This is a genomic window from Massilia sp. LC238, assembly GCF_000735635.1.
Lineage (GTDB): Bacteria > Pseudomonadota > Gammaproteobacteria > Burkholderiales > Burkholderiaceae_D > Telluria > Telluria varians.
On the sequence record NZ_JNNN01000025.1, the window covers coordinates 1 to 13448 of the forward strand.

The 13448-nt window shown below is 69.6% G+C and carries 13 protein-coding genes; 3 read left to right on the plus strand and 10 right to left on the minus strand.

Translation table 11 applies throughout. The features are described from left to right. Positions 1–35: 35 nt before the first annotated feature. From FG94_RS27600 to FG94_RS05360, 4 genes are all read right to left on the minus strand, one after another. On the minus strand, positions 36–374 hold the full coding sequence (locus FG94_RS27600; RefSeq protein WP_051996253.1) for a four-helix bundle copper-binding protein: 339 nt from the start codon (positions 372–374) through the stop codon (positions 36–38). A 79-nt stretch (positions 375–453) separates the two neighbouring features. Next, the gene (locus tag FG94_RS05350) at positions 454–1689 is read right to left on the minus strand and encodes an AGE family epimerase/isomerase (protein WP_036208104.1); all 1236 of its coding nucleotides are present in this window, start codon (positions 1687–1689) and stop codon (positions 454–456) included. 17 nt (positions 1690–1706) lie between these two features. Beyond that, positions 1707–2690, minus strand: a complete 984-nt coding sequence (locus tag FG94_RS05355; protein ID WP_036208107.1) for a LacI family DNA-binding transcriptional regulator — start codon at positions 2688–2690, stop codon at positions 1707–1709. A 4-nt stretch (positions 2691–2694) separates the two neighbouring features. Then, entirely contained in the window at positions 2695–2979 is a 285-nt protein-coding gene (locus FG94_RS05360; protein WP_036208110.1) for a glycoside hydrolase domain-containing protein, read from the minus strand. A gap of 356 nt (positions 2980–3335) precedes the next feature. On the opposite strand from FG94_RS05360, the gene FG94_RS05365 reads away from it, so the two are divergent. After that, positions 3336–5315 carry a hypothetical protein gene (locus tag FG94_RS05365; protein WP_036208112.1) on the plus strand — a complete coding sequence of 660 codons (1980 nt, stop codon included), beginning with the start codon at positions 3336–3338 and terminating at the stop codon, positions 5313–5315. Between the two features lie 41 nt (positions 5316–5356). Here FG94_RS05365 and FG94_RS05370 read toward each other — a convergent pair whose 3' ends face one another. Then, positions 5357–6172 carry a helix-turn-helix transcriptional regulator gene (locus FG94_RS05370; RefSeq protein ID WP_036208115.1) on the minus strand — a complete coding sequence of 272 codons (816 nt, stop codon included), beginning with the start codon at positions 6170–6172 and terminating at the stop codon, positions 5357–5359. Between the two features lie 87 nt (positions 6173–6259). Here FG94_RS05370 and FG94_RS05375 point away from each other — a divergent pair, with 87 nt between their 5' ends. Next, positions 6260–7480: an MFS transporter gene (locus FG94_RS05375; RefSeq protein ID WP_036208118.1), complete on the plus strand. Its 1221-nt coding sequence runs from the start codon at positions 6260–6262 to the stop codon at positions 7478–7480. Here the strand turns inward: FG94_RS05375 and FG94_RS05380 are convergent. Then, positions 7477–7878: a hypothetical protein gene (locus FG94_RS05380; RefSeq protein WP_036208122.1), complete on the minus strand. Its 402-nt coding sequence runs from the start codon at positions 7876–7878 to the stop codon at positions 7477–7479. The genes FG94_RS05375 and FG94_RS05380 overlap by 4 nt on opposite strands. Before the next feature lie 27 nt (positions 7879–7905). After that, positions 7906–8277: a hypothetical protein gene (locus FG94_RS05385; RefSeq protein WP_036208125.1), complete on the minus strand. Its 372-nt coding sequence runs from the start codon at positions 8275–8277 to the stop codon at positions 7906–7908. A 225-nt stretch (positions 8278–8502) separates the two neighbouring features. On the opposite strand from FG94_RS05385, the gene FG94_RS05390 reads away from it, so the two are divergent. Continuing rightward, positions 8503–9066 carry a carboxypeptidase-like regulatory domain-containing protein gene (locus FG94_RS05390; protein ID WP_161783942.1) on the plus strand — a complete coding sequence of 188 codons (564 nt, stop codon included), beginning with the start codon at positions 8503–8505 and terminating at the stop codon, positions 9064–9066. Here FG94_RS05390 and FG94_RS05395 read toward each other — a convergent pair. The 3 genes from FG94_RS05395 to FG94_RS05405 all read right to left on the minus strand — a co-directional run bounded on the left by FG94_RS05395 (position 9060) and on the right by FG94_RS05405 (position 13375). Further along, the gene (locus FG94_RS05395) at positions 9060–9884 is read right to left on the minus strand and encodes a hypothetical protein (RefSeq protein ID WP_036208129.1); all 825 of its coding nucleotides are present in this window, start codon (positions 9882–9884) and stop codon (positions 9060–9062) included. The two genes, FG94_RS05390 and FG94_RS05395, sit on opposite strands and share 7 nt — an antisense overlap. Before the next feature lie 97 nt (positions 9885–9981). Next, on the minus strand, positions 9982–12834 hold the full coding sequence (locus FG94_RS25835) for a PAS domain S-box protein (protein ID WP_152570855.1): 2853 nt from the start codon (positions 12832–12834) through the stop codon (positions 9982–9984). 70 nt (positions 12835–12904) lie between these two features. After that, the gene (locus FG94_RS05405) at positions 12905–13375 is read right to left on the minus strand and encodes a MarR family winged helix-turn-helix transcriptional regulator (RefSeq protein WP_036208132.1); all 471 of its coding nucleotides are present in this window, start codon (positions 13373–13375) and stop codon (positions 12905–12907) included. Positions 13376–13448: the final 73 nt, after the last annotated feature.

Sequence of the window (13448 nt, forward strand, 5' to 3'; positions counted from 1 at the left end):
GGGCAGGGGGGATGGCAGCGGGGAACTGCCGAAGCTCAGATGTGGCGTTCGCGCGCGTGCTTGTCGCACTCGGCGGCGCAGCGCTCGCATGCGGCCTGGCAGTCGGCGCAATGCTGGTGCATGGATGCGTGCTTGGCGCACTCCGCCGCGCAGGCGCGGCAGATGTGGGCGCACAGCGCGCAGAAGTCGCCGTGGTGGGGCGAGCCGCGCGACAGCACGTTCAGGGTGGCTGCGCAGATGTCGGCGCAGTCGAGGTTGATCAGCGCACAATTGTTCTGGCCTTCGCGGATGTCGGCCGCGGCGCATACCTGGCAGGCCCGCATCGCATCGATGCAGGCCTGGATGCACGACTGTACGTTTGCCATTTCGCCCATGATCGTCTCCTTTGCTGTGGTGGCTGGCCATCCTAGCGCAATGCGGCGCCGGCAAGCGCTTGATTCCGCCCGGCACTGATTAGCTCGATACCGGCGGCCTGCGTTGCGCCAGCGCCGGCAGGATGTCGTAGCAGGCGCCCATGGTGTGGTAGTCGACCTTGCCGGCCGGGCTCTTTTCGTCGGAGTACTTGCGGTTGTCGGCCGTGAGGATGCGGTACCAGGCGCCATGCTCGTGGTCGACGAAGTGCGCCCAGCAGTAGCGCCACAGGCGCTCGTAATCCACCCAGTAGCGTTCCGCGCCGGAGCGCGCGCCCAGCAGCGCCGCCGCGGCCAGGGTTTCGGCCTGCACCCAGAAGTATTTGTCGGCGTCGCAGACGCTGCCATCCGGTGCGAAACCGTAGTGCAGGCCGCCGTGCCTGTTGTCCCAGGCGTAGTGAAGCGCCTTGGCGTACAGATCCTGGGCGGCGGGCAGCAGCCAGTCGCGCCCGCCCGCCAGCCGGGCGCCATGGGCCTCGAGTTGCAGCAGCAGCTTGCTCCACTCGGTGAAGTGGCCGGGCTGGTAGCCCCAGGGGCGGAACAGGTTGGCCTTGTCGTGCAGGTTGAACTCCCAGTCCGGCTGCCAGTCGCGCGTGTAGTGTTCCCAGACCATGCCATTGGCGCGTCCGGCCTGGCGTTGCGTGATGTTGCGCGCCAGGAGCTCGGCGCGGTGCAGGTAGGGCAGGTGGTCGGTGGCGCGGAAGGCCGCCAGCAGGGCTTCGCAGGCATGCATGTTGGCGTTCTGGCCGCGGTAGGGATCGCGGAGTGCCCAGTCGGCGCTGGCCTGGTCGGCGTACAGGCCGTGTTCGTGCTCCCAGAAGCGCTTCTCCATCAGCGCGAAGGTATCAAGGATCCAGCCACGCGCCTCTTCGACGCCTGCCATCAGGGCGTGCGAAGAGGCCAGCAGCACGAAGGCCAGGCCGTAGCAGTGGTTATCGGCGTCCAGCACGCGTGCGCTGCCGTCTTCCCATTCCAGCTGCCAGGCGTAGCCGCCGGTATCCGGATTGCGGTGCACGCGGCGCAGGAAGTCGACGCCGTGGCGCACCATCTGCCGGTGGTCCGGGTCCCCGAACTGGCGCCAGGCTTGCGCGAACACGAACACGAAGCGGGTGCTCGACACCAGGTGGCGCGAACGGCGGTCGTAGATGCTGCCGTCGTCGCGGAAGTAGTGGTAGAAGCCGCCGCTCGGGTCGACGCAGCGCGGGTAGTAGAACGACATCGTGTGGGCGATGTGCCGTTCGAGCACGGCGGGCGAGAAGAAGTCGGGCAGTTGCTCCATGGCGTCCTCGGTCTTTCCTAGCTGTCGTCACTGCTCTCGCGCACGACCAGCTGGACGGGCAGGGTCCGGTCGGCATCGGGCGCAGGGTGTTTTTCCAGCAGCAGCTCGACGCCCAGCGCGCCGAGGGCTTCCTTGTCGATGGCGATGCTGCTGAGCGGCGGAATGGCGCTCGCCGCCGCCTGGATGTCGTCGAAGCCGACGATCGCCAGGTCGTGCGGGATCTTCAGGCCGCGCTCGAGGCAGTGCTGCATGGCCGCCAGCGCGGTGCTGTCGTTGTAGCAGAACAGGGCGTCGGGGCGCTTGGGCAGGGCCAGCAGCGCATCCATCGCGCGCCGCACGTTGTCGCTTGGGTCGCCGACGCGCGGCAGCTGCACCTCCAGCTCCGGATCGGCCAGCAGGCGCGCCTCGAACAGGGCCTTGCGAAAGCCGCGGCTGCGCTCGTGGATGCTGTGGTGGGCCAGCGAGCCGCACAGCATGGCGATGCGCTTGCGCCCGAGGGACAGCAGGTGGCGCGTGGCCAGGTAGCCGCCCAGCTGGTGGTCCGGGTTGACGCTGCGGTAGCCGGGCAGGCGCATGTCGAGCAGCACCAGCGGCTTGCCGGTCTCGCGCAGGGCGTCCAGCAGTTCGGCCTCGAAGAAGCCGGCGCACAAGAGGGCGTCCGGCTGGTGCACCCGCACCAGTTCCAGCACCGGTTCGGCAGGGCCGACCACCACGAAGGAGAGGGCGATGCCGCGCCGGCGGCAGGCTTCCTCGGCGCCGTGCAGCACCGGCAGGTAGAAGGGGCTGCTGGACCGGGTGTCGTGCTGGCGGTGCAGCAGAAAGGCGACGCGGCGCAATTCTCCCTGGCGCAGCTTGCCGAAGTCGTAGCCCAGCTCGCGCGCCACGGCGCGGATGCGGGCGCGCGTCTTTTCCGTCAGGCCGTCCTGGCTCTTCAGGGCGCGCGAGACGGTGCCGATCGAGTAATTGGTCGCCTTCGCGATGTCGCGGATGGTGGCCGGCATGGCGCTAGTCTTCCTCCCGCAGCACGGCCGGGCGGGCCGGATCGCGCGAGAAGGAATAGGGCGCATCCTGTTCGCGGGTGCCGCGCGTGGTGTTCGGCCGGGTTGCAATGCTGAAGTCGAGCCTTGCGCCTTGCGTCAGTTCGGCGTGGCCGAGCCAGTTGCGGCCCACCGGCTTGCCGTTGACGCGCAGCGCGTCGACGTAGCGGCCGTCGCCGCGCGCGCGCACCGCCAGGGTCCGGCCGTTCTCCAGTTTCACCGTCGCCTTCGGGAACAGCGGCGTGCCGAGCACGTCTCCGGACTGTGCCGTGTGCGCATCCGCCGAGATCGCAAAGCGCGAACGCTGTACGACTGAATGGTGTATTGGGTCGGCATCCAGATAAAAAAATGCCCGCTGAGCGCGGGCATGAATCTATTTTCTTGGAGGAGAAAGTAGAGGAGACGGGAGCATGATGCGGCGGTACGGCAGAATGGTCCAATGACATTTCATGATGTCCAACATAGGCTCAGAAGATATCTGGCCGCCCAGCGTTTTCGTCGGCGTGGGTCTGCCGATAATCGCGCGCCCGCCTAAGTCGTTTGTGTGCTCAAGCTGTCCGGTGCGTCTGCTACACTCGCGTGTTCATCAAACCAGTTTGGTCCACCCGATTGACCCCGACTCCAGCCCCTGAAGGCCTGCCGCCCGTCCTCGCCGGTCCCCTCCTGCGCCGCCTCGAGCCGGGCCGCCTGGTGCTATGGCTGGTCGGCAGCGCACCGCTCGACCTGACCCTGGTGCTGGCGCCGGAGGGAGAGGCATCCCGCCGCCTGCCCCTGGACGCGGGCTGCTGTCGCGTGATCCGCGTCGGCCGCCACGCCTGCGTGCACCTGATCGATGTCGCGCTCACCGAGCCGCTGCCGCAGGACACGATCATCGAATACGACTTGCTCGTCACGCAGGACGACGGCAAGGAGGCCGGCATCGCACAATGGGCGCCGCACCTGCTGCATGCCGGCGCCACACGGCCGAACCTGGTGCTGCGCAGCCGCAGCGACAATATCCTGTTCGGTTCCTGCCGCAAGCCGCACCATCCCGCGCGCGACGGCCTGGCGCGCGCCGACGCCTTGCTGGCCGATCAGGTCGAGCAGGCCGAGGAGCGGCCCGCCATGCTCATGCTGTGCGGAGACCAGGTGTATGCCGACGACGTGGCCGGCCCGATGCTGGCGGCGATCCACGCGCTGATCCGGCGCCTGGGCCTGTATGCCGAATGCCTGCAGGGCGCGGTGGTCGCCGACAGCGAGGCGCTGTACCGCCATCCGGCCAGTTACTACCGGCGCGAAGAGCTGCTCCCCGCGGTCAAATCCAACGACGCGCTGCGCGACCGCTTCTTCGGCGGCAGCGAGAAGCCGATCTTCACCACGGCCAATGCGCACAACCACCTGGTCACCCTGTCCGAGGTGATGGCCATGTACCTGCTGGTCTGGTCGCCGGTGCCATGGCGGCTGGTGGCGGATGCCGCTCCGCCCGCATTGGAACCCAGGCATGCGCAGCGCTGGCAGTGCGAGTCGCAGGCGCTGGCGGGCTTTCGCGGCGACCTGCCGCGCGCCGCCCGGCTGCTGGCGCACGTCCAGACCCTGATGATCTTCGACGACCACGACATCACCGACGACTGGAACCTCTCGGCCAAGTGGGAAACCACCGCCTACGAGCACCCGTTCTCGCGCCGCATCGTGGGCAATGCGCTGGTCGCGTACATGCTGTGCCAGGGCTGGGGCAATCGCCCCGAGGTCTTCGGGGCGGCGCTGGACGACCTGGCGGGGCTGATCGACACGGCGGCTGGCGACGACCGCTTCGACGCCCCAAGGCAGGATGCGCTGATCGACCGTTTGCTGGCGTTCCGCAAGTGGGATTTCGTGCTGCGGACCCAGCCCACGATCATCGTGCTCGATACCCGCACCCGGCGCTGGCGCAACCGAGGCCGGCCCGGCCACCCGTCGGGCCTGATGGATTGGGAATCGCTCACCGAGCTGCAGCACGAGCTGCTGGACGAAACCGCCGCCGTCATCGTCTCGCCGACGCCCATGTTCGGGGTCAAGCTGATCGAGGTGGTGCAACGGCTTGCCACCTTCCTGGGTGCGGCCCTGACCGTCGACGCCGAGAACTGGATGGCGCATCGCGGCGCGGCCGGCAGCATGCTGAATATCTTCAAGCATTCGCGCACCCCGGGCAATTATGTGGTCCTGTCGGGCGACGTGCACTATTCGTTCGCCTACGACGTCGAGGTGCGCGACTCCGACCGGGTGCCGCATGTCTGGCAGATCACCAGCAGCGGCATCAAGAACGAATTCCCGCGCCGCCTGCTCGACTGGCTCGATCGCCTGAATCGCTGGCTGTACTCGCCGCGCTCGCCGCTGAACTGGTTCACCCAGCGCCGCGACCTCGTGTTCACGCCGCACCTGCCCGACCAGCGCCAGGAGGGCGAGCGCGTCTGGAATGGCGCCGGTATCGGCCAGGTGTGGCTCGACGCGCAAGGCCGGCCGGTGCGCATCGTGCAGCACAACGCCGATGGCCGGCCGTCGACCCGCTTCCTGGCGCCGGACCAGGGGGCATCCCCTGCGGTGGCTGCCGAGCAGCCCGCAGGGAAGCGCTGACTTACTCGCGCAGCGCCTGCGCATCGGGGGGCGCTTCGTCATCAGTTTCTTAACGATCGGCTTCCGACAGCGCGGTCGTCCGCGAAGAAGCTCGATGGCGTGCTGCCGAAGGTCTTCCTGAACATGGCGCTGAAGGCCGACTGGCTGGCGTAGCCGAGCTGCTGCGCCACCTGCCACAGGGGCATGCCGCGCGCGATCAGGGAAACGCCGTGGGCCAGGCGCACCTGCTGGCGCCACTGGCCGAAGCTCATTCCCAGCTCGCGTTCGAACAGGCGCGCCAGCGTGCGTTCCGAGGCCCCGGCCGCGTGCGCCCAGCCGGCCAGGGTCTGGGTGTCGCCGGGCGCCGCGAGCAGGGCTTCGCACAGGCTCTGCAAGCGCTTGTCGCGCGGCAGCGGCACGCGGATCGGGCGCGAGGGCGCGCGCGCCAGCTCGTCCAGGATCAGTTCGCCGATCAGGGCGGCCCGTCCCGGGTCCCGCGGCTGCTCGCCCGTCTCGAGGGCGGCGATCAGTTCGCGCAGCAGGCCGCTCACTTCCACCACGCGGCAGGTCTCGCCGCGGAACGGGTCGCGCGAGGCGTGGATGCGCAAGGGACTGAGGCGGGCCGCCTCCATCATCGTGACTGCGTGGACGACGTGCGGCGCGATCCAGATCGCGCGCTGCGGCGGCACGATCCAGCTGCTGTTTTCAGCGCTCACCCGCATCAGGCCGTTGTGCGCATAGGTCAGCTGCCCCCACTCGTGGCTGTGGGCCCCCACCGAGACGTCGGCGGGCAGGTCGCGCGCAACCAGGCTGACCGGACGCTCTCTGGTCGGGCCCGGTCCCGGGGTCGGGGGAAGCGCGGTTCTCGCAAGCGGCATGGCAGGTTCTCGACAAATCTTGACAGGCTATCTTAAATCGGACGCCGGAAATGTGCTTACACTGGCTTTTTCGGCAAGAGGGATGCGATGAACAACGAGAACAGCTTGAAGCAGGATGCCCGCGTGATCGGCCTGGTCGGCCTGGCGCACGGCACCTCGCACTTCTACCACCTGATCCTGGCGGCCCTGATCCCCTGGCTCAAGCCCGCCTTCGGCCTCAGCTACACCGAGCTGGGTCTCCTGATGACGGTGTTCTTCGTGGTCTCGGGCGTGGGGCAGGCCCTGGCCGGCTTCGTGGTCGACCGCGTCGGCGCCCGCGCCGTGCTGTTCTTCGGCATGTCGATGCTGGGCGTGTCGGCGCTGGTGCTCGCGCGCGTGGACAGTTATGCCGGCCTGGTGGCGGGCGCGCTGCTGGCCGGCATCGGCAATGCGATCTTCCACCCGGCCGACTACACGCTGCTGAACCAGCGCGTCTCGCGCGAGCGCCTGGCGCACGGTTTTTCGGTGCACGGCATCAGCGGCAACATCGGCTGGGCCGCATCGCCGATCTTCCTGACCTCGATCGCGGCCAGCCAGGGCTGGCGCGCCGCGCTGCTGTGGGCGGCGCTGCTGCCGATGGCGGTGCTGGCCTTGCTGGTGCTGAATCGCGCTGTCCTGTACCCGGATCCGATCAAGCGCACGGCCGGGACTGCCCAGGGCGGCACGCTGGGTTTCCTCAAGCTGCGCGCCGTCTGGCTGTGCTTTGGCTTCTTCCTGCTGACGGCGGTGGCGCTGGGCGGCATCCAGAGCTTTGCGACGATCAGCCTGGAAGCGCTGTACGGCATTTCGCATGCGCTCGCCACCAGTTCCTACACTGCCTACATGCTGGCCTCGGCGCTGGGCATGGTGGCGGGCGGCTTCCTGGGCGCGCATGCGAAGCAGCACGACCGGACCGTGGCGGCGGCCTTCGCGGTCGCGGCGCTGCTGGCCCTGGTGCTGGCGGCGGGCGCCGGCCCGTCCTGGATGGCCTTGCCGCTGATGGGCCTGATCGGCCTGTGCTCGGGCGTGGCCGGTCCTTCGCGCGACCTGATGATCCGCGCCGCCGCACCGCAAGGCGCGACCGGGCGGGTCTATGGCGTCGTGTATTCGGGCCTGGACAGCGGCCTGGCGATCGGCCCGCTGCTGTTCGGGCTGGTGATGGATGCGGGCCGGCCGGGCTGGGTGTTCGCGGGCGTGGCGCTGTTCCAGGCGCTGGCGATCGCCACCGCGGTAGGGGTGGGCGGCAGTACCCGTGCGCGAAAGGCCGGCACGGCCGGGCAGGCAGCCTAGGCCGGTCCGAGCCTCACGGCTGCCGGCCGATGCTGCGGCGCGTCCAACTGCGGCGCATCGAGCTGCGGCTGCGACGGGTCCGCCAGCAGCGCGCTGGCGTCGCGCATGATCGAGAGCATGGTCCGCACGCAGGCCAGGGTCGGCACCCCGGTATGGGCGTCGGCTCCCTTGGCGTAGGCACGTGCGATGCGGGTTGCGACCGGCGCGCCGCCCGGCACCTGTTCGCGGTACAGGCGGATCAGGGTGACCACCGTCTCGTGCAGGATGTGCTGCGCGCCGCGCGCGATGTTGCGTCCGCCGCCGGCCTCGCGGATCGAGTCGGCGACGATCTGTTCGAGCTGGCGTTCGGCCCTGCCGATAAGCATGGCGACCTGGCCGGGAGTGAAGGTGATACGCATGCGTCTACCTCGTCTTCCGTGTTGAAATCATGCCGCCTCCTTGGCGACGGAGCCCGCGCGCGGCATCACCCGCGATGGCCGCACGCGCGGCGGCGGCGGCGGTGGGGCGAAGGGCCGGATCTGCGTCAGGGTGCCGGGGAAGGGCGCCACCGTATCGTCGATCTGGTGGACCTCGCCCGCCGCGCCTTCCAGGTACTGGGCAATCGCGATTCTGACAAGCGTGCGGTTGGTGAGTTCGGACGTCAGCCCGACTTTTCGGCTGTGATACAGATAGGTCGAGGTCACGCCATTCGGTCCGGTGATCTCGACCTTCTTCGGCAGCGAAAAGCCGTAGCGTCCGCTGGCCCAGAGCTTCACCAGGCACGCGCCGCTGATTGGGGTAGAAAAGCTGAAGTTCATGAATAAATCGTAATCCCGGCTGCAGGTATGCACGATTCGAAATTGTTCCAAACCGTAACGGACGAAATATTCGTTTCCGCGCGTTATGGTTGAGTCCTCAGCGTCCCTGTCGAGCCAAGCAGCCCCGGCCGGCAGCCAGGGCTAGGCGCGGCCGGCAGAGTATGCTTTACTCTCGGTCAGCATCGACGGCCAAGCAGCTTGCCCCGGGAGGATGGAATGCGCAGCATGAAACGATCGTACGTGATCGCCCTTGTCGCGATCGCTTTTGCCGGCCAGTCGCTTGCGGCCGAGATCATCCACGGCCGGGTCGTCGATGGCGGCGCGCGCGGGATGGGCATTCCCGCCGTCACGGTCAACATCGAGGACAAGGACGGCAAGCTGCTCAAGGCCGCCCTGACCGACGCGGCCGGCCACTATCGCCTGGAGGTGCCGGGCAGCGCCCGCTACGCCAGCTTCGACAAGCTGAAGTACCAGAACCGGTCGGCGCGCCGCACGCTCCAGCCGGGCGCCGCGGCGCAGGCCGACGTCATCCTGGTGGGGGAGGGCCGCCCGGCAGCCTATTACCGCGCCGTCGCCACGGCCTTCGAGGCGAGCGGGCAAGCGCAAGCGCCGCAGTATGCCGCGAGCGTGGCCGCGCTGGCGCCGGCTGAACGCAAGCTGGTGACGGACGCGCTCACCGCTTCAGGCGCGGCCGCGGCGCTGGCGTCGGTGAAGCGCCTGCAGGACGCGGGCCTGCCGCGGGCGCCCGACGGCAAGCCCTTCGACACGGCAAGCCCTTTCCCTCACTGAACGGCCGGCGGCGATGCGCTCGTCGCCCCCACGTAGAACACGCCGTCGTACTGCGGCGACGGCGGCACCAGCGAGAACGGGCCGGCTGGGGCCGGGTCGACGCGGTTGATGTCCCAGGCAGTCGCACCGCAGGTGTCGGGCGTGGCGCCGCGGCACACCCAGGCCGTGCCGCCCGCCGTGCCGACCGTGAGCGAGAGCGGACGCTGGTCGGCCAGCAGGTAGATTGCCGACTCGTAGTGTGGATTGAAGCGATTGCCCTTGCTGTGGATCGCATGCAGCGCGCCAACCAGTGTGACCACCTGGCGCCCCTTGGCCTGGCGCAGTTCGGCGCGCAGGCGCTCGGCCATCGCGGCGCTGCGTTGCGGCGTCGCGGCCACGGTATCGATCGCGGCGATGCGGATGTCGGCGCCTTCCGCACGCAGCGTGCGCACCTGCTGGATCAGGCGCAGCATGTCGATGCTGGTCCTGCCATCCTGGCGCGGGCTGCGCCACAGGCCAGCGCCGGTAAGGCGTTCGACGTCTTGCGGCGCGCCCTGGCTGGCCAGGAAGGCGTCGAGCGCGTCCTGTGCGCTCGACGGCAGCTCGATGGCCAGCGTGATGCTGCGCTGCTGTTTCGCGCCGGCGCACAGGTAGGCGGCGACGAAGGCCGGCACCTCGCGGGTGCCGTGCACGTCGCCGAGCACCAGGAAGGGCGCGTCCGCGACCGCCGCCGGTATGGCTTCCAGCGGGGAGCAGGACGGGGCCGCGGCCGCGTGCAGCGGCAGCGAGGCGAACAGCGTGGACAGGAACAGGGCGGCGGTGGCGCGGCGGGGCGGCATGGGTGTCCTTCGTGAATGGCCGGACCAGCCGGCGACCGCGCCAGCATAGTTCCTTGCCCGTTCCCCGGGCAATGCGCAATGCATGGGGCGCCCCCGGTTAAGCCTGCCTTAATCCCGAGCGCGGCGCGCGTTCGATGATCTGCACCAGCGGCGCCAGGTCCACCGGTTTGACGAAGTGATGGTCGAAACCGGCCGTCTTGGCCAGCACCCGGTCGTGGGCCTGGCCGTAGCCGGTCAGGGCGAGCAGGGTCGCGGCCCGCCCACGCTCGCTGTCGCGCAGGCGGCGCGCCAGCGCGTAGCCGTCGATGTCGGGCAGGCCGATGTCGAGGATGAAGACATCCGGCCATTCGCGCTCCGCCTGCGCCAGCGCGTCCTGCGAATCGTGCGCGGTGTGCACCAGGTGACCGAGCGAGCGCAGGACCTCGGCCAGCGACAGGGCCGCATCGACGTTGTCGTCGACCACCAGGATGCGCCGGCCGGCGCCCGAGCGGGCGGGCGCCGCCGCTTGCCCTTCGCCCGGCGCCGTACCGGGCTCGCCGTCGAACACCGGCAGCGTCACCGTGAAGCTGCTGCCCTTGCCCAGGCCGTCGCTGTGGGCGGCGACCTGGCCGCCGTGCAGCTGCACCAGGCTGCGCACCAGCGCCAGGCCCAGCCCGAGCCCGCCCTGGGACCGGTCGGGGGTGCGCTCGGCCTGGGTGAACAGGTCGAACACGTGCGGCAGGACGGCGCGGTCGATGCCGATGCCGTTGTCGCGCACCGCGATCGTCACGCTTGCCGCGTCGGTCTCGACCGACAGCGCGATGGTGCCGCCCTGGGCGGTGTACTTGGCGGCGTTGCCCAGCAGGTTGACGATCACCTGCACCAGCCGGATGCGGTCGCCGAACACCCAGCAGCGCCGCGACGTCATGTGCTGGTCGAAAGCGTGGCCGCGCGCTTCGATCAGCGGCCTGGCCTGCTCGACCGCGCTGGCGACGACCGCCTTGACGTCGACCCGTTCGCGCTCCAGTTCCACCAGGCCTCGCGTCACCCGCGAGACGTCGAGCAGGTCGTCCACCAGCGAGGTCATGTGGCGCACCTGGCGGATGATCACTTCGCTCGACTGGCGCACCCGCTGCGGGTCGAGCGTGGTCATCGAGAGCAGCTGGGCGGCGTTGCTGATCGGCGCCAGCGGGTTGCGCAGCTCGTGCGCCAGCATGGCCAGGAACTCGTCCTTGCGGCGCGCCTGGGCGCGCAGCTCTTCCTCGCCGGTTTTCTTGTCGTGGATGTCGGTGAGGGTGCCCATCCAGCGCGTGGCCTTGCCGTTCTGGTCGAGCAGGGGCAGGGCGCGGTTGAGCATCCAGCGGTACTCGCCGGAATGGTGCAGCAGGCGGTGCTCGATCTCGTAGGGCTTGCCTTCGGCCAGGCTGTTGCGCCAGGCCGCGAGCAGGGCCGCCAGGTCGTCCGGGTGGACCACCTTGTCCCAGCCGTTGCCGCCGATGCGTTCGACCGGCAGGCCGGTGAACGCGCTCCAGCGCGCGTTCAGGTAATCGTTGGCGCCGCTCGCGTCGGCCGACCAGGCCAGTTGCGGGATGGCGTCGGCGATCAGGCGGAACTTGGCCTCGCTTTCGATCATCGCCCGTTCCGCCTCGACCTGGGCGGTGATGTCCATGTTGGCGGCCACCGCGCCCACCATCGCGCCCTCGCGGTCGTGGATCGCCGCGGCCCGCACCAGGATCGTGCGGCGCGTGCCGGGATCGCCGAAGGGTTCGATCTCGAACACCCCGGCGGCCTGGACCTCGCCCAGCAGCGCGCGCGCGATCGGCCATTCGTGCGCCTGCACGCGTTGTCCGGCCTGCGCCGAACCATCCGGCCACCAGCCTTTCCATTCGGCGTACTCGCCGACCTCGCCCGGCATCGGATGCGCCCCCCAGATCTGGCGGTTGGTGGCATTCGCCACCAGCAGCTGGCCCGCAGCGTCGGCGTAGACGATGCCGACCGGCGCGGCGTCGAGCAGCACGTCGAGCCGGCGCGCGCTTTCGTCGGCGCGCTGCGACGCGGCCAGCGCCGCGCGCTCGCTCTCGATGCGCGCCTGCTCTGCGTGCTTGCGTTCGGTGATGTCGACGGCGATGCCGGCGAAGCGGCGGCTCCCGGTGTCCGGATCGGCGAACACCTTGCCGCGCGCGTTGACCCACACGTCCACGCCGGAACGCTGCGGAATCCGGTATTCGATGTCGTACAGGGTCTCGGTCAGGATGGCGCGGTCGATCGCGGCCAGCACGGCCGGGCGGTCCTCGGGGTGGATCATGTCGGTAAAGCGCACCAGCTCGGTGCCCTCGCGGGCGAGCGCGGCGTCGACCTGGAACAGGCGCGCGAAGCGCTCGTCCACATACGTGGCGGCGGTGTCGAGGTCGTAGGACCAGGTGCCGATGTTGCCCGAGGCTTCGAGCGACAGGGCGAGGTGCTCTTCCGCTTGCTTGTGCCGGGCCAGCGCGCGCACCTTGTCGCTGACTTCGATGACCGTGCACAGCAAGCCGCACACGAGGCCCTGGTCGTCGCGCACCGGGCTGTAGGAAAAGGTGAACCAGGCCTGCTCGCGGTAGCCATGGCGCTCCACCGTGATGGCATAGTTCTCGAAGAAGAAGGACTCGCCGGCCAGCACCCGGTTGGCATACGGGCCGACCGCGTCCCACGCCTCGTCCCAGACCTCGGGCAGCGGCCGGCCGAGCGCGTCGGCGGACTTGTTGCCGAGCAGGGGCAGGTAGGCATCGTTGTAGAACAGCTCCAGCCGCGGGCCCCAGGCGAGGAAGGTCGGGAACGACGAACCCAGCACGATGCCGAGGGTCGTGCGCAGTGCCGCCGGCCAGGCGGTAATCGGTCCGAGCGGGTGCGCGTTCCAGTCGTGCGCGTGGATCCGGGCACCTAGGGCGCCGCCGTTCGACAGGAAGGCTAGCATGGGTTCGGTAGGGGGCACGGCGCTTCGAGCGGTGGGGAAACTGACGATTTTACTGAAAAAATGGCAAGTGCTGCGTCCGCCATGCCGTTCAGTCCGGTTCGGCCGGCGCCGATTCGCCGGATTCGTGCAGGCCGCTGTCGACCACGGCGCGCATGGTCGCCAGCAGCTGGGCGCCGCGGTCCGCGCCGAACTGCGCGTCGAAGCGGGCCTGGGCGCGGCGCCAGGCGGGCAGGATAGCCTCGACCTTGTCGCGCCCGAGCGCGGTCAGCTCGATGACGCGCTCGCGCCGGTCCTGCTCGCCGGGACGCACCTGCACCAGCTGTTCGCGCACCAGGGGCTGCAGGTTGCGCGCCAGCGTGGTGCGGTCCATCACCATGCTCTGTGCCAGCTGGGTCACGCTGGCCGGGCGCGGCCTGAGCCGGGACAGGATCGCGAACTGGGTCACGCGCAGGCCCGATCCGGACAGCATCTGGTCGTAGAACGAGGTGACGTAGCGCGAGGCCTGGCGCAGCGCCGAGCAGTAGCAGGCGGTATCGGGAAGGGGCTGGTCGGGATCCATGCCGCGAGTATAGCCTTGCAGCGGGTCCGGTGCTTGCGTCCGCGACGCCGCGCCGCCCCCAGCGCACTGCTGA

Bases quoted from the DNA above. Each gene is read 5' to 3' on its own strand.
- FG94_RS27600 (WP_051996253.1), bottom strand. From the start codon at position 374: ATGGGCGAAATGGCAAACGTACAGTCGTGCATCCAGGCCTGCATCGAT.
- FG94_RS05350 (WP_036208104.1), bottom strand. From the start codon at position 1,689: ATGGAGCAACTGCCCGACTTCTTCTCGCCCGCCGTGCTCGAACGGCAC.
- FG94_RS05355 (WP_036208107.1), bottom strand. From the start codon at position 2,690: ATGCCGGCCACCATCCGCGACATCGCGAAGGCGACCAATTACTCGATC.
- FG94_RS05370 (WP_036208115.1), bottom strand. From the start codon at position 6,172: ATGCCGCTTGCGAGAACCGCGCTTCCCCCGACCCCGGGACCGGGCCCG.
- FG94_RS05375 (WP_036208118.1), top strand. From the start codon at position 6,260: ATGAACAACGAGAACAGCTTGAAGCAGGATGCCCGCGTGATCGGCCTG.
- FG94_RS05380 (WP_036208122.1), bottom strand. From the start codon at position 7,878: ATGCGTATCACCTTCACTCCCGGCCAGGTCGCCATGCTTATCGGCAGG.
- FG94_RS05385 (WP_036208125.1), bottom strand. From the start codon at position 8,277: ATGAACTTCAGCTTTTCTACCCCAATCAGCGGCGCGTGCCTGGTGAAG.
- FG94_RS05390 (WP_161783942.1), top strand. From the start codon at position 8,503: ATGAAACGATCGTACGTGATCGCCCTTGTCGCGATCGCTTTTGCCGGC.
- FG94_RS05395 (WP_036208129.1), bottom strand. From the start codon at position 9,884: ATGCCGCCCCGCCGCGCCACCGCCGCCCTGTTCCTGTCCACGCTGTTC.
- FG94_RS05405 (WP_036208132.1), bottom strand. From the start codon at position 13,375: ATGGATCCCGACCAGCCCCTTCCCGATACCGCCTGCTACTGCTCGGCG.